The 16,740-nt window shown below is 62.3% G+C and carries 20 protein-coding genes; 13 read left to right on the top strand and 7 right to left on the bottom strand.

Annotation, left to right across the window (positions count from 1 at the left end):
• Window positions 1-15 precede the first annotated feature (15 nt).
• The 3 genes from FRZ61_RS16405 to FRZ61_RS16415 all read right to left on the bottom strand — a co-directional run bounded on the left by FRZ61_RS16405 (window position 16) and on the right by FRZ61_RS16415 (window position 2,803).
• A complete protein-coding gene (locus tag FRZ61_RS16405; protein ID WP_151118747.1) occupies window positions 16-639 on the bottom strand; it encodes a hypothetical protein in 624 nt (207 codons plus the stop codon).
• Between the two features lie 52 nt (window positions 640-691).
• Window positions 692-1,789: a hypothetical protein gene (locus tag FRZ61_RS16410; protein WP_151118748.1), complete on the bottom strand. Its 1,098-nt coding sequence runs from the start codon at window positions 1,787-1,789 to the stop codon at window positions 692-694.
• A gap of 438 nt (window positions 1,790-2,227) precedes the next feature.
• On the bottom strand, window positions 2,228-2,803 hold the full coding sequence (locus tag FRZ61_RS16415; protein WP_225308843.1) for a recombinase family protein: 576 nt from the start codon (window positions 2,801-2,803) through the stop codon (window positions 2,228-2,230).
• 276 nt (window positions 2,804-3,079) lie between these two features.
• Here FRZ61_RS16415 and FRZ61_RS16420 point away from each other — a divergent pair, with 276 nt between their 5' ends.
• The 9 genes from FRZ61_RS16420 (at window position 3,080) to FRZ61_RS16460 (ending at window position 10,031) form a co-directional block, all read left to right on the top strand.
• On the top strand, window positions 3,080-3,268 hold the full coding sequence (locus FRZ61_RS16420) for a hypothetical protein (RefSeq protein ID WP_151118750.1): 189 nt from the start codon (window positions 3,080-3,082) through the stop codon (window positions 3,266-3,268).
• Between the two features lie 483 nt (window positions 3,269-3,751).
• Window positions 3,752-4,033, top strand: coding sequence for a hypothetical protein (locus FRZ61_RS16425; protein ID WP_151118751.1), 282 nt, complete (start codon window positions 3,752-3,754; stop codon window positions 4,031-4,033).
• Window positions 4,034-4,069: 36 nt separating this feature from the next.
• Window positions 4,070-6,004: a hypothetical protein gene (locus tag FRZ61_RS16430; RefSeq protein ID WP_151118752.1), complete on the top strand. Its 1,935-nt coding sequence runs from the start codon at window positions 4,070-4,072 to the stop codon at window positions 6,002-6,004.
• A gap of 202 nt (window positions 6,005-6,206) precedes the next feature.
• On the top strand, window positions 6,207-6,599 hold the full coding sequence (locus tag FRZ61_RS16435) for a hypothetical protein (RefSeq protein WP_151118753.1): 393 nt from the start codon (window positions 6,207-6,209) through the stop codon (window positions 6,597-6,599).
• 19 nt (window positions 6,600-6,618) lie between these two features.
• Window positions 6,619-6,816: a hypothetical protein gene (locus FRZ61_RS16440; protein ID WP_151118754.1), complete on the top strand. Its 198-nt coding sequence runs from the start codon at window positions 6,619-6,621 to the stop codon at window positions 6,814-6,816.
• Window positions 6,813-7,541, top strand: a complete 729-nt coding sequence (locus FRZ61_RS16445; protein ID WP_151118755.1) for a hypothetical protein — start codon at window positions 6,813-6,815, stop codon at window positions 7,539-7,541. The genes FRZ61_RS16440 and FRZ61_RS16445 overlap by 4 nt, the downstream gene beginning before the upstream one ends.
• The gene (locus FRZ61_RS16450) at window positions 7,538-8,557 is read left to right on the top strand and encodes a hypothetical protein (RefSeq protein ID WP_151118756.1); all 1,020 of its coding nucleotides are present in this window, start codon (window positions 7,538-7,540) and stop codon (window positions 8,555-8,557) included. The genes FRZ61_RS16445 and FRZ61_RS16450 overlap by 4 nt, the downstream gene beginning before the upstream one ends.
• A gap of 226 nt (window positions 8,558-8,783) precedes the next feature.
• A complete protein-coding gene (locus FRZ61_RS16455) occupies window positions 8,784-9,053 on the top strand; it encodes a hypothetical protein (RefSeq protein WP_151118757.1) in 270 nt (89 codons plus the stop codon).
• 219 nt (window positions 9,054-9,272) lie between these two features.
• Window positions 9,273-10,031 carry a LamG-like jellyroll fold domain-containing protein gene (locus tag FRZ61_RS16460; RefSeq protein WP_191909058.1) on the top strand — a complete coding sequence of 253 codons (759 nt, stop codon included), beginning with the start codon at window positions 9,273-9,275 and terminating at the stop codon, window positions 10,029-10,031.
• A gap of 282 nt (window positions 10,032-10,313) precedes the next feature.
• Here FRZ61_RS16460 and FRZ61_RS16465 read toward each other — a convergent pair whose 3' ends face one another.
• Complete coding sequence (locus FRZ61_RS16465) at window positions 10,314-10,799, bottom strand: hypothetical protein (RefSeq protein WP_151118759.1); 486 nt, start codon at window positions 10,797-10,799, stop codon at window positions 10,314-10,316.
• Between the two features lie 54 nt (window positions 10,800-10,853).
• On the opposite strand from FRZ61_RS16465, the gene FRZ61_RS16470 reads away from it, so the two are divergent.
• From FRZ61_RS16470 to FRZ61_RS26960, 3 genes are all read left to right on the top strand, one after another.
• Window positions 10,854-11,339 (top strand): thermonuclease family protein, encoded by a 486-nt coding sequence (locus tag FRZ61_RS16470; protein ID WP_225308844.1) that lies wholly within the window; start codon window positions 10,854-10,856, stop codon window positions 11,337-11,339.
• Window positions 11,340-11,395: 56 nt separating this feature from the next.
• Window positions 11,396-11,842 (top strand): hypothetical protein, encoded by a 447-nt coding sequence (locus FRZ61_RS26650; protein ID WP_225308845.1) that lies wholly within the window; start codon window positions 11,396-11,398, stop codon window positions 11,840-11,842.
• A 242-nt stretch (window positions 11,843-12,084) separates the two neighbouring features.
• Window positions 12,085-12,318 (top strand): topoisomerase DNA-binding C4 zinc finger domain-containing protein, encoded by a 234-nt coding sequence (locus tag FRZ61_RS26960; RefSeq protein ID WP_225309266.1) that lies wholly within the window; start codon window positions 12,085-12,087, stop codon window positions 12,316-12,318.
• A 203-nt stretch (window positions 12,319-12,521) separates the two neighbouring features.
• On the opposite strand, the gene FRZ61_RS16485 is transcribed toward FRZ61_RS26960, so the two are convergent.
• Entirely contained in the window at window positions 12,522-13,406 is an 885-nt protein-coding gene (locus FRZ61_RS16485) for an MBL fold metallo-hydrolase (protein WP_151118760.1), read from the bottom strand.
• A 101-nt stretch (window positions 13,407-13,507) separates the two neighbouring features.
• On the opposite strand from FRZ61_RS16485, the gene FRZ61_RS16490 reads away from it, so the two are divergent.
• Window positions 13,508-14,629, top strand: a complete 1,122-nt coding sequence (locus FRZ61_RS16490; RefSeq protein ID WP_151118761.1) for a M20/M25/M40 family metallo-hydrolase — start codon at window positions 13,508-13,510, stop codon at window positions 14,627-14,629.
• Between the two features lie 59 nt (window positions 14,630-14,688).
• Here the strand turns inward: FRZ61_RS16490 and FRZ61_RS16495 are convergent, their stop codons facing one another.
• Window positions 14,689-15,240, bottom strand: a complete 552-nt coding sequence (locus tag FRZ61_RS16495) for a GNAT family N-acetyltransferase (protein WP_151118762.1) — start codon at window positions 15,238-15,240, stop codon at window positions 14,689-14,691.
• A gap of 153 nt (window positions 15,241-15,393) precedes the next feature.
• On the bottom strand, window positions 15,394-16,740 hold the full coding sequence (locus FRZ61_RS16500; protein WP_191909059.1) for an HlyD family type I secretion periplasmic adaptor subunit: 1,347 nt from the start codon (window positions 16,738-16,740) through the stop codon (window positions 15,394-15,396).

Raw genomic sequence — 16,740 nt, forward strand, 5'->3', positions numbered from 1 at the left:
CATCGGGCTAGCAGCTCAATCGCCGGGATCATCCTCTGGCCATTTTTGCGAGATTGTGTGACATGGTTCATGGAGCATTTCAAACATGCGGGACGGATCGCCATTGCCCATCGATACTATCAATGAGTTGGTTGGCGTTCTTGTGCCTCCATATTCTCCGAGCGTCGGTCGCTCGATGATTGCGGTTCGATCACCGCTCGTTACACACAGTTGATCGCCATAGCTGCCGGAAAGGCGATCTTCGACAAAGCGCGTAAGCCATGCTGGCCACAATTGTGGTGCCCTGCTTATTCGATTCAGTTGGCTAAAACGATCTACCAGAGTAAAGGCGGCGATTGCCGTAAACATCGCCACGCGCTTTTGCGACGCTTCGTCGAAGAAAACTATATATGTCTCGACAAGCGGCAGCTGGAACTGCTCCACCTTCAGACGGTACATGAGCAGGTGTCCATCGCTGGACCGATAGAATGTGGTCGCGCGATTTAGATACGCCGGTGTGAAGTCTTGGAATTGCGGGCGAAAGACATCCTCTGTTGTTAACCCTTTATAATTGGGTGGGGTTGGTGGCTCCTCGGAGAAGACCGACGATGTCGACAATCCAATCAGCAGTACCGCAAAGACGAGCTTGGTAATTCGCATTCCAAATCACTTCCTATCTTGAATGCCGTCGAAGCGTAGGCAACCGACTGCCCTAGGCGGCACGCAAGTAACGTTTCATTCTCGGCAGGAGGCGAAACCGCAGTGGCTGATAGTCTCGCGGCGGCTCTACCACCACGGGCTCGCCATCTTCTGGCGTCCATTTGATTCCCGAACTGGTCATAGCGTAGCGCGGCTCTCGCAGCCCTTCATTCCTCACAAAGACAATTGTACTCAGATTCAAGCGGCCGAAGAACTCTGGCAACGCACTGAGCGTCTTCTCGACAATTGTGATGCGCGCAACTAGATCCGACAAGGCACGAGCCCACTCCCCAAACTCGTGGTCCTCTATCTGGTCCGTCGTCGGCTGAGAGTAAAACTCCATCGCAACAACCAGTTTGTCCCGAACGTACTGCAAATCGTTGATTGGAGAGTGGGAGAGGTCGAGGAAATTCCTGCCTGTGATTCGATGATAGCGCTTCAGCCTCAAAATCTTCTGGCCGCTGTTCCGCGCCTTGCGACTAGAAACGTCGCCAAAGCCGTCGCCTTGTGTCTCGGGGGACAGGGCGTCTCTTGCATAATCTGTTATTTTTTCATCCCAGGTTAGCAGACCACGATTGTGCTGCACGATGCCCGCTAGGAACTTAAAGAGCGCCCCGCAGTTTTGTTGAAAGTGGGATCGCTGCGCTGAGAAGGCTCGCACTGTCGTCGATAGGAGAGCTGCGTCAATTTCTTTGATTAGTTCCGGGAGGTGGCGCCCGATACGATCAAACTGTTCTAGTCTATCTTTTCGGACTTGGTCGCTAACGAAGGCGTCCCGAAGCTGTTGGAGCTTCAATCCGTTTTTCTTGCAGCAGTCTTTGCCTACGGTCCTTCGCGCATCGCTCGAATACTCAACGACGCTTCCATCGAAATGTGTTCGCTCCTGACAATAGCAGCACCACACCATTCCTGATCGCGTTCCTACGGGATGAGCTATGGCGTAGTTATAAAGAATGCGGACGGGCTGGTCGTCATCTGAGGGCCGATCTAGTTTGTAACGCTCGACGCCTTCAGGGTTGGTGGAATCAATGAACTTGTAGCGACGAATAACTGCGTCGGCGCGCTCACGAACGCGTAGCAACCTGCGATAGTGTCGTTTCGATTCCGCCATGGTCAGTCCTTCAGCTATTGCCAAATCCCCCCTAATGTTCTCATTTTGTACCGATTCGCGCTAAATCGCAAGATATAGTGCGGCAGTGGACTGATATTTCATTATGTGGTAGGTGGCCGTGAGATAAGTTGTAGAAAACAAATGACTTTCTAGCTTCACCAAAGGGCTGGAGGGCCATCTTGTGGGAATTATTCGCGCCAGATTTCGGACGGCCATCACTGATGAGGAAGGCGCGCGTTACCCCCGTGGCCCACTCGATCAACCATTGATGTCCCTGCCGGCAACTCAGCGGCCCCTATCGCGTGCGCCTTGTGACACCACAAATTTCAGGCGCAAAAATCTGATAGCCCATACGCATTGCGTCGAGCCGGCGCTTCCCCCCGTGGGGTGCCTCTCGTCTCGCAGCCTGGGCGCATGGTGGCCACGGCCGGCGCCGCGCTACGCCGCAGACAGAATGCGGTGGACCGTGCCAACTCCAATCCCGAGCTTGTCCGCGATCTGCCGAACGCTGAGCCCTTTGTCCCTAGCAGCCCGAACCTTGCCCGCCTTTCCGTCCGCCACTGGGGGCCGGCCTAGCCGCTTGCCTTGCGCCCTAGCTCGCGCGAGCCCCGCAGTGACGCGTTCACGGATCATGGCGCGCTCAAACTCTGCGAAGACTCCAAGCATCCCGAACATGGCGCGCCCGGCTGGTGTTGACGTGTCCAAGCCCTGTTGATGTAGATATAGGTCAACGTGCTTCCCGTGCAGCTCCCCGAGGAAACCGACTAGGTCTTGCAGCGAGCGCCCGAGCCGGTCCACCGACCAAGCCGCCACCATGTCGAAGTCCCGCCGGGCGATACCCTTGCACAATGCATCGAAGGCGGGTCGCTGGTCGCGCCCCTTGGCGCCGCTGATGCCCTTGTCTGCGAACACTTGAACCACGTCCCATCCGTGACGCTCGGCTACCTCTGCCAGCTCGCGGCGCTGATTCTCTGTCGTCTGCCCGTCTGTCGAGACACGGATGTACAGAGCCACGCGCTTTGATTTCCCGACCATGTGATCCCCTCGCGTTGTGAACTGGCCCACAGGCTAGAGTGGGTGGTGTTCCATAATCAAGTGTTTTGGGAACACATAAAACGCACGCGCAGGAAGTGAGTCCGATCAAGCGCTTGCGTGGAGGTAGTGCGCGGGGGTTTTTGGAACGCGCTTCTATCCACTGGCGGATTCGTTGACGGCCGAATCCGAATGACTCATATGGGAGACCCTCGGTCGCATCCGAGCGACACCAACCAACCCTTGGAGGGTCACCGCATGTTCACACGTTCCGTCTACCTCAAGCTCCCGTTCCTCGGTGCCGTCTTCATCGGGCAGCGCTCAGAGCGCCGGACCGGCCCGTTCCTGTCCCGAGAGTGGGAACGCGGCGAGCTACTCCTGTGGATCGGCAGGTTTGACGTGATCTGGGCACCGGCAAAGAAGCTGGCCACTGAGAGGACCGCGTAGGAGTCCAAAGCGAGTCACTGGCGCGTGTCTCGATGGGGGCGGCTCTCGGCAGGGGCCGCCCTTCTCGCTTCTGGTGGGCCCGCTGTGGGCCCTGGAGGGGGAGGAATGGGGCCCACCATTGATCACAGAGGAGCCGTTGCCGGCGCGCCGTCCTCCGAGGGATCACAAATCCCCTGCGCCTCCGGTGATCCCGCCAGTTTCCGGCCGGTGTTGCGGCGCGTGTTGCGGCAAGGCGGCGATTAGGGCGCACCTTTGACCTAGAGAAGGCGGCCCGGTCGAATAGCGCCGACCTTTGACCACAGAGAAACCGCCGCCAGCGCCCGCCGAGTGAATATCTGGCGCCCGCGCGCCTTTCAAATCTCCCGACCCCATTGGCGGCCCGACCTGCGGCCGTCTCCCCCTTTGAGCATTCGGCAAGGCGACTTTGGCGACCACCGAGCGTCGGACGCCAGGTGCCCCACAACCCTACCCCGAGGAGTCCCCATGAATGATCTGACTATTGCGTTCAACACCGCTCGCGTGTCGGCGATGAAGAAGAAGAAGACCAGAAATTACACGATCCGGCATCACACTTTGGACAACACCGCTGAGATCAACCTCACTGCCGCACAGGCGCGTCTCGCGCGCATTGGTGGCCGGGCGGTGTCGGCTTCCATCGTAGTCCGCCGCGCGCTTGAGGTGCTCATGTCTCGCCTAGACGCCGCAGACGGCAGCCCGGAACAGGAAGCTGCCGAGGTCGCGGCGCTGTTGAAGCACACGCACTGAGCCGCCCCGCACTCCCACAGAGGAACCTAGACTTCGATGCGCAGCCCCCTGGCTATTCCCACCGAGGCGAACCTCTGGGAGCACCTCCGCTCCACAGCAATGTGGCGCCTCAGGTCCATCCTTGAGCGCCACGGCAACCGCCTTAGCTCGCAACACCACAACGCCCTATGGGCCCTAATCGTCTCCATGGTCGCCCGCCTGGAAGGCACCGACCACGGGCGTCTCGCCTTCGGACTCCCCACCGGCATGGGCAAGACGACTGCCATTGTCGCTCTGTGCGCTGCACTGGAGGGTGTTCGGCACCTGACCGGCAGCAGCCTGTCTTCGACGGGGACCAAGACCATTGCTGTATCTGCCTCCAAGGTTGAAGCGCTGTGCGAGCTGAAGCGCGCCATGATCGCAGAGGGTGTGAACCCCGAGCATGTCGGCCTGATCCACAGCAAGCGCTACTGGCCTTCAGTCGCTGAGAAGATCAAGGCCGGCGAGGCAAGAGACGACTACGCATCTGAACCCTCAGAGGGACACGACCGTCCCATACTCTTGGTGTCCCATGCTCGGGTCCGAGGGCAGAATGGCGCGATTGCCGACTACATGCAGCGTGATCTGCTCATATGGGACGAAAGCCTATTCGTGTCGGACAGCAGTGGCGTATCGCTGTGCGCCCTAGACGAGAGCGCCGGTGCCCTTGAGCGTGTCGCCCGATATAAGCCTGAGTTTGTGGACCTTGCCGACTACTTGGACAGTTGCATCGGCCTCTGCCTCGCAAAGAGGGAGGAGCTGAAGGAAAGCGGCAAACCCGAGGTTGTCTTTCGGTTTCCGAGCCTCTCGGCTGACTACATGGAGACCTTCCGTGGTCTTCTCGGGACCAGACATGAGACCGTGTCCCGTCTGCTCGATTACGTGAATGAACCCATCCGCTACATCCCCACCAGTCTCGGGGGAGTCCTCTCGTATCGGCTGGCGATTCCTGACGAGTTGGAGAACATCGTCATCTTGGATGCCTCCCACCCCATCAGAGAGCTAGTGCGGTCGACCCAAGGCGTCATTGATGCAGAGCGAGAGCATCCCCTTATTGCAAGTCTCGGGATCAACCTCTCTGGCATTAAGCGCTTTGACCAGACGACTATCAAATTCATGAAGCGGTCAGGAGGACGGACGGGCATGACCCGAAACCTCCTCAAGACCGGAGTTGGTCAGGAGCGTTCAGTTTCGCGAGAGTTGATCGAAGTGATCCGCAACATTCCGAAGGACGAGGCGGTCTTGGTCTTCACCTACAAGCCTCGACCGAAGGACAAGCGCTCGATGGCGTCTGTCCTCCTGGCTGACTTGGAAGACGCTGGGATAGACATCAACGCCAAGGTCACTGACCACAGCGGACAGGAGCGTGATCGTATCACCGTTCTCACTTGGGGACAGGAAACCAGCAGCAATCACTACTCGCATTGCAAGCATGTGATCCTTGCTGGCGTCCTGATGCGAGCTGAGGAGGACGTTGCTGCCGCCTTTGTCGGTGAGACCCGGAATATCGGGGTGGACATCGACAACGCTCTGATCCGTTCCCTGATCCAGAGCGAGGCTGCCCACTGCGCCTATCAGGCCGCCTCTCGGGGATCTTGTCGGACAGCGGTCAATGGCATGGCCGAGGCAATGACGCTCTGGCTGATGCACGCGGACCCGGTCATCGTTCAGACCCTTCAGGAGGTAATGCCTGGGGTGAAGGTCGAGCCTTGGCTATCCGTGACGACCAGCTTCAAGGGCGCCAAGGGTAACGCTGCCGCTGTCACCATCGCGGGGTTCCTTGGGGGGCTTCCCCAGGATACCGACATGGTGTCCATCCGGTTCCTCAAGAGGAAGACAGGGTTGGACGGGATGCCGGCTCAATCCTTCAAGAGGGCACGGGACGCTGCTCTACAGTCTGTCCCGTGGGCGATGAACGGCCGTTCTCTGGTCCGCGTGTTCCCGGGGGATTAAAGACCGCACCCGTATAAGATTCTCCCGGCTTAGGTCGTTAAGTTGGGCCGGATGACCCCCGTTTATGTCTAATAGGCTTATGCGGGGGTCATGACCTTCCCCGCCCCTACCTAGCCCTGCCGATCGACAGGCCACCTGCCTTGTCACATTCCATGCCCCTGCCGTTGTGACGGCGGGCCCCCAACAACAGGAAACTGAAACCATGACCGAAACGCCACCCCCGGCTGGGGAGGGCGCGACCAGCCTTGCCGGAAGGCAAGGGACCAGCCTTGGCAACAGCCAAGGGAACGACGCCCCTTTAACTGGCCGGGCCGCCCGAGAGGCGCTCCTAGAGCGCATCTGGAGGGCCACAGCCGAAGCCATCGCCCAGTCCTTGGAGTCTCCCGAAAAGGAAGACCACAAGGCGGCCATGATCAACGTGGCTCGCCAGTTTCTCACCGACAACAAGGTCACCAACGAATCCCTTGACCGTATCGGCGAGAGCAAACACGTCGCCCTTGCAAAGGTGCTCAACGGGCTTCCCGAAGTGGACAGTGAAGCGGAACCCATCCGCCCCCTCTTTGGTGACCCCCTGCCCGCTCTCCCCGATCCGTAACCATGCAAAGGAAACGACCATGACCGACAACAAGCCCGTGTCTCCCGAGGGCGAAGCAGCCGCCCGCCAACTCGACAGGGCCGGAAAGGTGTTGCTGAAGCTGAAGGGCTTGAAACATCGCCCCCACCTACTCGACCTGTTCGTCAAAGCGATCACAGCGGTCGAGGCAGAATACCCCAGTGCGACACACTGCAAGGTCTCCACGCTCGAAAGATGACGACGCCCATCCGTCAGCGGTTGGCGGAATGTGCAGCGAAGGCGCGAACGTGCGAAGTCTCGGGATGCCATTTCCCGAGGCAGCATTTCGGGAAGTGGTGCGAAGCCCACGATAGGCGAGCCCAAGAGACCGGCCATCCCCTCGGCCGCACCATCCGGCGCCGTGAATTCGAGCCGTTCGTCAAAGACGCACGTCACTACCTCGAAAGACACCAAGACCACCCGCGAATCGCCACGGCCCTGAATTGGCTTGAGGCGCTGGTCTACGCAAGTGGACAGGCACCAGCCGAGATCATCCGCAAGTCAACCGCCCACGACCGTCTGTTGAAGTGGCTCGTCAAGCTGCGACGGCAGGAAACCTCACCGGTCGAGATTCTGGCCATCGTCATCGGCATCTATGCCTACCGGGAGTGGTCCCCGCAGGTCTTCCGCAGTGACCGGCACTTCAACCACCAACTTGCCATCCGCGTCCTGCGTCTCGTCCGCCCGGAGCGTGTCACGACGATGCATCGCGGGTGCCACGAATACCTGAGTAAAGACCGCATCACGACCGGTGTTCGCGACCTGCTGAGCGAAGCGCTCAACAGACACGTTGGCGTCGTGGCCCTTTCGGTCGCTCGCAAGCTGGTGGCCAAGATCGAAGCCGCCAACCCCGTTCCAACCGCTCTAACCATGATCTTAGCCGGCACGATAACCGGCCCCATAGAAGGACTACCAAACGAATGAGTAACGACTACGAGAACAGCAACAGCAACGACGATGGCGGTCAGATCGTGGCCCTGCCCGGTGGCGGCTTCCGCTATCAGGTTGGCGCGAGATCGTCCGAACAACCGGCGCCCCAGCAAGCCGCACCGTCCGGCAAATGGGTCGGTGACCTAAACCGCGTTACGGTTCGTGACGGGAAGATGATTCAGGAGACGGTCGCGTCTGTTACCAAGTCCTCCGATGCACCGACCGAAGGTGACGGCCACTGGCTCGACACTGCCCGCACTACTTCAGGCCGCCCTCTCGGCCGGGGTGAGATCGACGAAAACAGCATCGTGAAGGTGCCCGGCGCTGGCGAGTTCCAAGTTAAGACCCTCCTCCGCGATGGCACGCTGATCAAAGACCGCGACGGCCGCATCGTCGAAGCGCCCAAGACGCAGCCCAACGCTTTTGACAAGTTCGACCAACAGCAGCCGAGCGCCCCAAGCGCAGAGGCCGGTGAGGCACTGGACGCTGAAGGCGAGAAGCTGGCGCAGACGATCATCGACCAGACCCGCGAAATGGACCGCGTCGCAGCCATTCGTGAAATCATCGACGGCCACGGTTTGAGCCCTGCCACCTTGGAACGCGTGGCCAGCTCCATGAAGGTCGACCCCGACAAGGCGGCGGGGATGGTTGAGGCCCTCGTCTCAAAATTCAGCGATCAGGCAGCAAAGGCCGTCGCACAGGTGGCGCCGGTCGAGCTTCAAGACGTAGCTACTTGGGCGCGGACGAACAACCCGAAGGCATTGAAGGCTGCAATGCGGTCCATCGCTGAAGACGACAAAGGCGCCGGGTTCCGCGCGCTCACTCAGGACTACCTTGCGGATCTGCCCTCAATCGACCCCGGCTTGATCCTCAATGCCGAGATGCCCGAGGGCGTGACCGCTTACGAGCGCGACGGTCGCGTGATCCTGCGAACGCCTCACGGCGAGGTCGATTGGAAGTCCGCGATCCGGTCGGGCTTTGTCACCGTGTCGCGGCGCGGTCGCCGATGATCCCTGCACGGGCTGCCGTTCTCTCCTCTGAGGGTCACCGGATACAGGGTCTACTTGCGGAGTGGCGGAATTACGCGAAGTCGCCGCAGTCCACCGTATTGTCCAAGGACGCCTTCAGGTACAGCCTGACAGCGGGCTTCATGTTTGGTGATGCGGCGGTCAAGGCCGCCAAAGCTGACTTGCGCAGGTACCAGGATCGCTGTCACCACAACCGAGCGACACGGCGATGAACGGCGTCGATCTTGCGAGGTTCACCCAGCGGGCTACCCAGGACTTCGCCTCATTTCAGCGAAAGGCCGGTGCTGCCCATGAGCGCGCCAAGGACCAACCTGTTGGCGACGCTTACCGCATGACGTTTGTTCCGCCGCGAGCTTGGGGCGCGGTCACGGAACGCATCGAGGCCACCTATAAGGGACTAAAAGCCGTCTACCTGCGGTTCGCCAATCATGGCCCGATATGGCAACTGCAAGTGCCAGTACGGGGCTTCGACATCTGACCCGCCGCGCGCCCCACTTTCTGACCAAACCCTGGACTCGAAAGTAGAACAATCTTGGGCAAGGTAGAGGGTGGGGCGTTTCGGCTCGACACCCATTCCGACAAATCTAGAAACGCCGAAAGCAGTAGGAGCAAGAATGACCGATATCCCGCGTGACAAATGGAACCACACAAGCCGGCGACCGTGCCCAGCGCCAGAGCAGAGCGGTGGGTAGACGTAATGGGCATCCTCGTAAACCCGTTCATGTTCGCCCGCCCATGGATATTTTCGGCGGCCGGTTCGCATTTTGACGGTGCAGCGGCGCTGAGCAGAACCGGTATCGACGGCGTCGCTGACTCGGCGAAATTTACTCTGTCCGCATGGATCAATCTGACGGGCGGCGACGGACTTCGTCAGGTTCCGTTCCGCATCGAAGGTAGCGGCGGCCAGCGGCTCACGTTCGAGCGCACTACCGGAAACAAGTACAACATCAGCGCGAGGCACGGCACGACCACTGTTGCAGATGTGACCTCGACCGCATCGTTTGTGGCGGGCTCCGGATGGAAGCATATCCTCGCCTCTTGCGATGTGTCGGGAGCAACCGGCGTGTTTCAACTCTATATCCAGGATGCAGCAGCCGGCACATCTACCGTCTCGGGCTCTCAGATAATCGACTGGACCTCTAACGGTCTTGTGCGCCTGTCATCCGCTACAGGCGCATCCCCGGCATTTCAAGTCCAGGGCGACATGGCCGAGTTCTTCTTGGACATCAAGAACGCGCTTGACCTGACCGTCGCTGCCAATCGACGCAAATTCATCAGCGCGAGTGGGCACCCGGTGGATCTTGGCAACCAGGGAGCGCTGCCTTTTGGAACGCAACCGGCGTACTACTTCCACCGCGACGCCAGCGAATCTCCGGCCGCCTTCATCAACAACCGGGGCTATGGTGGCGCATTTGCTTTGTCGGGGTCTCTTTCCGCATCAGCAACAGACCCCTAGAGTAAAGTCGCCTTGCCGAACACTCAAATGGAATGGGCTAGTCGGAACACCACTCCGACTAGCCCTAGTCCTACTGAGGTAGTGGCGGGGGTCGCTCGGGAAACTAGGTCGGCCCTTCCCCTCTTCTCAACGAGAGGGACAACGATCATGGCCCGCTGCAACATGGGCTTCTAGCGAGAATGGCTTCTCTCGACGCATCGGATACCCCATTATGCGCTAACAAACCGAATCTGTTGTTTTCGCAAGCCGCCCCTAGCCGCGCGAAGCAAGTGACCAGCCCCACTACTGCTGACGCGCAGCGGTCTTCGCCTTCTGGCGGTTCATCCCTCTAGTCAGCATGAACATGCCCACCCCCCACATACCTACTGTCGGCAGAATCAACGCCGCAAGGGAGAACCGTTTATCCCCTAGGCAATAGATAAACCACACCCAGCCCCCTAAGCCGACTACAAAGCCGGCTACACCCAACCAGCCCACGTCCGCGATGAAGTCTCTTGCCCACTTGCTAAGGAGCGGTGGGAGAGCTAGGGCCGCCCCAAGAAGCACCAACACATACTGCTCAGTGGCCAGCCCGGCTCCAATTATCGCGCCAAGAAGTAAGTAGATTAGAGAAACGGCTTGCTTCTGCGCCCGTTGATCGTCCTCATTCCGCTCGCTCTGTTGAAGCAGGCGCACAATCCATGCAACCGCAGCGTCCAACGCAGGCTTATCTGATTTCGCAAGCACATTGAGCACCAGATTCCTAGTGCTCTCTTGATCTTCCGTCATCTTGTAGCCCCCCGCCCCTTAGCATTGTTCACACTTTCGGAACAGCCGCAGTGGTTGTATTATACCACCATGATTCGCGCCGCTTCTACAGCCTTCCTTGCCCTCCTGATGTGCGCCACAGCCTGGGCCGCCGACCTACAAGGGCGCGCCTCAGTGATCGACGGGGACACCATCGAGATACACGGCACGAGGATACGGCTATTCGGGATAGATGCCCCGGAAGGTCGCCAACTCTGCAAGGACGCTAGCGGCAAGGATTACCGCTGCGGGCAAAAGGCAGCCTTTGCACTGGCCGACCACATCGGCGCCGGCACAGTGTCTTGCGACGCACGCGACATAGACCGCTATGGACGGACGGTGGCCGTCTGTCATCTGGGCGCCGAGGACTTGAACGCGTGGATGGTCGCGCAAGGCTGGGCCGTTGCCTATCGGCATTACAGCAAGGACTACGTTCAGCAGGAGGACACGGCCAAGAGCGCCAAGCTTGGCGTGTGGGCCGGCAGCTTTGAGTGGCCGTGGGACTGGCGGCACAACAACTGAGAGCACTTTACGCGCCTTTGAGTGGCAACCCTTTTGGGGGCAAAACGGGGGACAATATGGCACTGATTAAATGCATCGAATGTTCACGCGAGATTTCAGACAAGGCCGCAAGCTGTCCAGGGTGTGGCGCTCCTGTGTCGGCTCAGATGCCGGCAAGTGTACCGGATTCGGTGCGCTATGACCCAACGACGGATTCGTTCAGCGGCACTATGGGTTTGATGGTCAAGTTGGCAATGCGCGCCGTCCAAGATCTGGGTTGGAAGCTGAACCAGGCCAACGAGAATCTCGGGCTTGTCACCTTTGAAACGGGCATGAGCTGGGGTTCATGGAGCGGCGTTTCATGCTCTCTTACCGTAGAGGAGGTGTCGCCCCACACCTTCAAGGTCGTTGGCACCGGAAAGCAGAATGTCAGGGGCGGACAGATACTCGCGCTAGACATCGGTGGAGAGGCAAAGGGTAAGGCTCGCAAGGCAATCGAAAAGATGAAGGAGCTGGCTCACTAACTTAGCACCCTGGCCAACCGGTGGCTCTACGACACGGCCTTGTAGGTGTTGCGGTCTTCTTCGCAGTGCTGACAGTAATGCGGTCGGTGCTGGGGCCGACCGTGTGCAAGGATGGCTGGCCCTCCCACTCCATCGGGAAGCAAGGGGCTTGCTCCCATCATGGCGGCGTCGCTCATGGAAAGGGCACGTTGTCTGCCCTTCTCGCCTTGTTGGCTGGAGGCGGCGTTGGCTATGCCCTCCATATGAGGGCGGAGAACGCAGAGAGCGCCCGACGCGCAGCACAAAGGGCAGAGGCGCAAAGGATCAATCCGCCATCGCCACCGAGGCCGGCCACGCGCGCCGGCCCTCTATGCCCCGTCTGCGGTTCTCCGATGGCTGCCCGGCTCGCGAAGAAGGGCCGCCGGAAGGGGCAACACTTTTGGGGCTGCACCCGCTACCCAAGGTGCAGAGGCACTAAGCCGATGGGCGGAAGATAGGCGACTGCCCCTAAATCGGCTCCCACAACCGCCTTGACGGTGCTCCCACAGTGCTCCCACAATGCCCGCGCCGGCTCAGATTTAACCTTGGTTTCAGTGGGTTGCCTAGTTGGCGGCTGCAAATCCTAGTCCCCCAGCCAATTCTCCTTCTCGATCCTTCGGCTTACCGGAGCCCTGCCCTCGGCACGGCGTCTCGCCCGCGCTCAGCGCTCGACGGACAGGGTCCCGCCGAGAGGGTCCGGCCCGATCACCCCCTCCTCCGCCAGATGAATGAGATGGGCCGCGACCGATTGCGCGGCCGCCGGGTGAAGATGGCGGGGCACGTCCCGGTAGAGCGTCTCGACGATGTCGGTCATCCGGGTCCGGCCCGCGCGCAGGCAGTCCAGGATCGCCGCTTCGCGCTGCCGGCGATGCTCCAGAAGCGCCGCGACATAGGCCTGCGGCTCATCGATCGGAGCGCCATGGGTCGGGTAGTAGCGCCGGTCCGATCGCTCCGTCAGGCGCCGCAGATTCTGCAGATAGGCCCCCATATGGCCGTTCGGCGGCGCGATCACGGTGGTCGACCAGCCCATCACGTGATCGCCGGTGAAGAGTGCCTGCTCCTCGGCCAGCGCGAAGCAGAGATGGTTCGAGAGATGGCCGGGCGTATGCAGAACCTCGATGCGCCAATCCGGTCCGGCCAGGCTGTCGCCTTCGGCGAGACGATGATCGGGCGCGAACGCCATGTCGGCGCCGGCTTCGACCGGCTGCGATTCGTCCGCGGGATGCGGCCCGAACCCGTAGGTCGGCGCCTCGACGCGATCCTGGAACGCGCGGGCGCCGCCGCAGTGATCTTCATGGGTATGGGTGATCAGGATGTGGCTCACCCGCTCGCCCTCGAGACAGGAGAGCAGCGCCGAGCGATGCTCGGCGAGGTCGGGTCCCGGGTCGATGACCACGACGTCGCCCTGGCCGACGATATAAGTACCGGTTCCGAGGAAGGTGAAGGCCGAGGGATTGCGCGCGGTCACCCGGCGGACCAGCGGCGACAGCCGGTCGGGCCGGCCATACTCGATCGCCAGGTCGCGGCGGAAGGGAATGTCGATCATGGATCAATCCCGATGGCGGGCGCCGAGGGTTGCCAGGAGCGCGGAAGCGTCGCAGAGTTTGTGCCCCGGACGCCAACGAAATCGCAGCGGGGGAGCCGAGCATGATCGCGGACCAGGATGTGATGGCGGCGGTTGATGCGCGCGCCGGTACCGCGCGCGAGGTCCTGCGCTTCGTGCATGCCCATCCCGAGCTCGGCCATGAGGAACATGCGTCCTCGGCGCATCTGGCCCAGACGCTCGCGGGCGGCGGGTTCAAGGTGGAGCGCGGTGTCGGCGGCATGGAGACGGCCTTCCGCGCGACCTTGACCGGCGCGCGGCCGGGGCGCTCGGTCGGCATCGTCGTGCTCTATGACGCCGTGGCCGCCGTGCGTCCGGACGGCCGGATCGAGCCGGTTCATTCCTGCGGGCATGGGCCGATCGCGGGCGGTGCGACCGCCGCGGCGCTGGCGCTCGCCAGCCTGCGCGACCGCCTCGCGGGCCGTGTCGTGCTGTTCGGCTGCCCGGCCGACGAGATCCATGCGCCCGGCACCGTCGCGCGCGGCGGCGGCAAGGCGCTCTCGGCCGCGGCCGGGCTCTGGGACGGCATCGACGCCGCGCTCTATGTGCATCCCGAGTTCATCAACACCGTGTCCCAGGCTTCGCTGTGGATGCGCCGCGACCAGGTGACCGTCTCGGGCGCGCGCACGCTGCGCCAGGGGGTCGTGACGGTGCCGATGGCCGCCTGGCGCAATCTCTGCGCGGCGCTCGACCAGGTGGCGCCGGACCGCGTCATCGCCGAGGACGTGCATCTTCACGGCGACATCGAGGAAGGAGCGGGCCTGGTCTTGACCGCGACCTTCCTCCTCTTCGCCGACGACGAGGCCGGGATCGCCAGGACGGCGCAGCCCCTGCGCGAGGCCCTGCCCGGCGCGCGATGGTCCGAGGGCCGCCTCTATTGCGGGGTGCGGCCCGATGCCCAGGTGACGGCGGCGGTCGCGGACGCGTTCAAGGCGGCGGGACGCGACTTCGTGAAGGACCCGCCGCCGCTGCCTTTCGCCACCGATTTCGGCAACATCTCGCAGCGCGTGCCGGCAGCGCTCATCGGCGTCGGCCGGCCGGGCGGATGGAAGTTCCACACCGACGAGGGCGCCGCGGAGTTCGCGGGCCCCGACGGCGAGGCGGCCGCGCTCGCGGTCGCGCAGATCCTGGCGCTCGCGGCGGCCCGCCTTACCGAGCCGCGCTAGAAGCCGACCGGCGCCCGCTCCCGGGGAGGCCGTCGCCGTCCTGCCCCCTGTTCGTCCCGTCAACGCCCGGGCAGCTCGCCGGGCGGAACGGTGCCGCCGGGCCCGAGGGGCCGCTGCATCATGATCGTGTCGGTCCAGCGGCCGAACTTGAACCCGACGCTCGGCAGCAGGCCCACCTGGCGGAAGTCGCAGGCCTCGTGCAGCTGGATCGAGGGACGGTTGGCGCCGTCGATATAGGCGATCATCTGCCGGTAGCCGGCCCCCGCGCAGGCCGCGATCAGGGCCGGGAGGAGGCGCCGCCCGACCCCCGAATGCAGGTGGTCCTTATGGACATAGATCGAGTGCTTGACCGCGTAGCGATAGGCCGGCCGCTTGCGGAAAGGGACGGCATAGGCATAGCCCACGACGGTGCCTTCCACCTCCGCGACGAGATGCGGCAGCCGGCGTTTCAGCATGTTCTTGCGCCGCCGCTTGATGTCCTCGGGATGCAGGGGCTCGATCTCGAATTCGTCGACCCCGCGCTGAACGTGGTGGCTGTAGATGTCGATCATCGCCGGCACGTCGGCTTCGGTGGAGGGGCGGACTTCGATGGTCGAGATGCGATCCGACATGGCCTTTCCTGCATGGTGCCGCGGTTTCGCCGGCCGGGACCGGACCGACCGAGAGACGGCCTCCGAGCCGCCGCCCCTCGGGACGGGCGCAGGACTATAGCAGCGGCCCGCCGGCTCGCTTGGCGAAATTCCCATGACCGTCGGGAACCGGCCTCAGCGCTCGTGCAGGGCGGTGTCCAACGTGAGGTAGATCGGCTTCAGCACATATTGGAACAACGTCTTCCGGCCGGTGAGGATGACGGCTTCCCCGGTCATGCCCGGCGTGAGGACGTGCGTCGGGTTGGTGCCCACGTAGGGTTGATCGAGCTCGATCTCGACCATGAAATAGGGCGCCTGGGTATTGTCGGTCGGCGCGCTCGAGGGCGCGATGCGGACGAGCTTGCCCGCGACGGAACCGAAGCGGCCATAGTCGAAGGCGTCCGACTTCACCACCACGTCCTGGCCGACCTGCACGAAGCCGATATCGCGGGAAGCGACGCGCGCCTTCATCAGCACGCCGCCTTCCGTCGGCACGATCTCGCACACCGTCCCGCCCGGCGGGATCACCGTGCCGATCGGCGTCTCCGAGATCTTCTGCACGATGCCGGTGACGGGCGCCTTGACCTCGATATCGACGGAGCGGCTTTCGTACGCCGCCTGCGTCGCCTTCAGCTCGTCCAGCTGCGCCATGAGATCGGACCGCTGCGTGCGGGCATCGCTCGCGGCCTTGGCCCAGATCACCGCCCGCTCCGCCTCGAGGCTCTTGATGCGCGCCCCGTGCTGGTCGAGCGAGGTCACGAGCTGGGTGTAGGTCCGTTCGGACTGGGCCGCCTGCTCCTCGACCTGGGCGAGCCTGTTCATGGCGATGACGCCTTGCCTCACGCCCTCGCGCGTGCGCGCCAGCAGGTCCCGCGTGGCGTTGAGGCTGGATTTCGCCGCCGGGATCTCGCTCTGGGCGGCCGCCAACGCCCATTTCTCCTCGTCGATCTGGCGGTCGGTCTGCTCCATGTTGCTGCTGCGCTGGCGCACGAGCTGCGCGTTCAGCTCCTCCGCCTCCTCCACCATGCCGCCATACTGTTCCTTGAAGCGCACGAAGTTCGGCGGCCGGTCGGAGGCGAAGGCGCCGAGCCGCTCGATCTGGATCTCCAGATAGGCCATGCGGGACTGGGTACGGGCGAGGTCGCTCATCAGGTTGGCGTTCCGGAACTTGGCGATGAGATCGCCCCGCTGCACCTGCTGGTCGTTGCGCACCAGCACGGATTCGAGCGCGCCGCCTTCGGCCGTCTGGATCACCTGGATGCGCCCCACCGGCACGAACTCGCCGCGCGCCCGCGCCACCTCCTCGATCTTCACGAACAGCGACAGGATGACGAGGGTCGCCACCACGCCGACGACGCCGATCAGCAGCAGGCGGACGCCGCGCGTCACCCGGGTATATTCGATATCGCTGCCGATCTGCGCGATCGGACGCCGCTCCTCGGCGATGGCGACCGCGATGCTCTTTCCGGCCCTGGCGTCCAT

Source organism: Hypericibacter adhaerens, from assembly GCF_008728835.1.
In the GTDB taxonomy this organism is placed as follows: domain Bacteria; phylum Pseudomonadota; class Alphaproteobacteria; order Dongiales; family Dongiaceae; genus Hypericibacter; species Hypericibacter adhaerens.

What these genes read in the sequence shown, in the direction of transcription:
- FRZ61_RS16405 (WP_151118747.1), bottom strand. Translation starts at nt 639, where the DNA reads ATGCGAATTACCAAGCTCGTCTTTGCGGTACTGCTGATTGGATTGTCG.
- FRZ61_RS16410 (WP_151118748.1), bottom strand. Translation starts at nt 1,789, where the DNA reads ATGGCGGAATCGAAACGACACTATCGCAGGTTGCTACGCGTTCGTGAG.
- FRZ61_RS16420 (WP_151118750.1), top strand. Translation starts at nt 3,080, where the DNA reads ATGTTCACACGTTCCGTCTACCTCAAGCTCCCGTTCCTCGGTGCCGTC.
- FRZ61_RS16425 (WP_151118751.1), top strand. Translation starts at nt 3,752, where the DNA reads ATGAATGATCTGACTATTGCGTTCAACACCGCTCGCGTGTCGGCGATG.
- FRZ61_RS16430 (WP_151118752.1), top strand. Translation starts at nt 4,070, where the DNA reads ATGCGCAGCCCCCTGGCTATTCCCACCGAGGCGAACCTCTGGGAGCAC.
- FRZ61_RS16435 (WP_151118753.1), top strand. Translation starts at nt 6,207, where the DNA reads ATGACCGAAACGCCACCCCCGGCTGGGGAGGGCGCGACCAGCCTTGCC.
- FRZ61_RS16440 (WP_151118754.1), top strand. Translation starts at nt 6,619, where the DNA reads ATGACCGACAACAAGCCCGTGTCTCCCGAGGGCGAAGCAGCCGCCCGC.
- FRZ61_RS16445 (WP_151118755.1), top strand. Translation starts at nt 6,813, where the DNA reads ATGACGACGCCCATCCGTCAGCGGTTGGCGGAATGTGCAGCGAAGGCG.
- FRZ61_RS16450 (WP_151118756.1), top strand. Translation starts at nt 7,538, where the DNA reads ATGAGTAACGACTACGAGAACAGCAACAGCAACGACGATGGCGGTCAG.
- FRZ61_RS16455 (WP_151118757.1), top strand. Translation starts at nt 8,784, where the DNA reads ATGAACGGCGTCGATCTTGCGAGGTTCACCCAGCGGGCTACCCAGGAC.
- FRZ61_RS16460 (WP_191909058.1), top strand. Translation starts at nt 9,273, where the DNA reads ATGGGCATCCTCGTAAACCCGTTCATGTTCGCCCGCCCATGGATATTT.
- FRZ61_RS16465 (WP_151118759.1), bottom strand. Translation starts at nt 10,799, where the DNA reads ATGACGGAAGATCAAGAGAGCACTAGGAATCTGGTGCTCAATGTGCTT.
- FRZ61_RS26650 (WP_225308845.1), top strand. Translation starts at nt 11,396, where the DNA reads ATGGCACTGATTAAATGCATCGAATGTTCACGCGAGATTTCAGACAAG.
- FRZ61_RS26960 (WP_225309266.1), top strand. Translation starts at nt 12,085, where the DNA reads ATGAGGGCGGAGAACGCAGAGAGCGCCCGACGCGCAGCACAAAGGGCA.
- FRZ61_RS16485 (WP_151118760.1), bottom strand. Translation starts at nt 13,406, where the DNA reads ATGATCGACATTCCCTTCCGCCGCGACCTGGCGATCGAGTATGGCCGG.
- FRZ61_RS16490 (WP_151118761.1), top strand. Translation starts at nt 13,508, where the DNA reads ATGATCGCGGACCAGGATGTGATGGCGGCGGTTGATGCGCGCGCCGGT.
- FRZ61_RS16495 (WP_151118762.1), bottom strand. Translation starts at nt 15,240, where the DNA reads ATGTCGGATCGCATCTCGACCATCGAAGTCCGCCCCTCCACCGAAGCC.
- FRZ61_RS16500 (WP_191909059.1), bottom strand. Translation starts at nt 16,740, where the DNA reads ATGGACGCCAGGGCCGGAAAGAGCATCGCGGTCGCCATCGCCGAGGAG.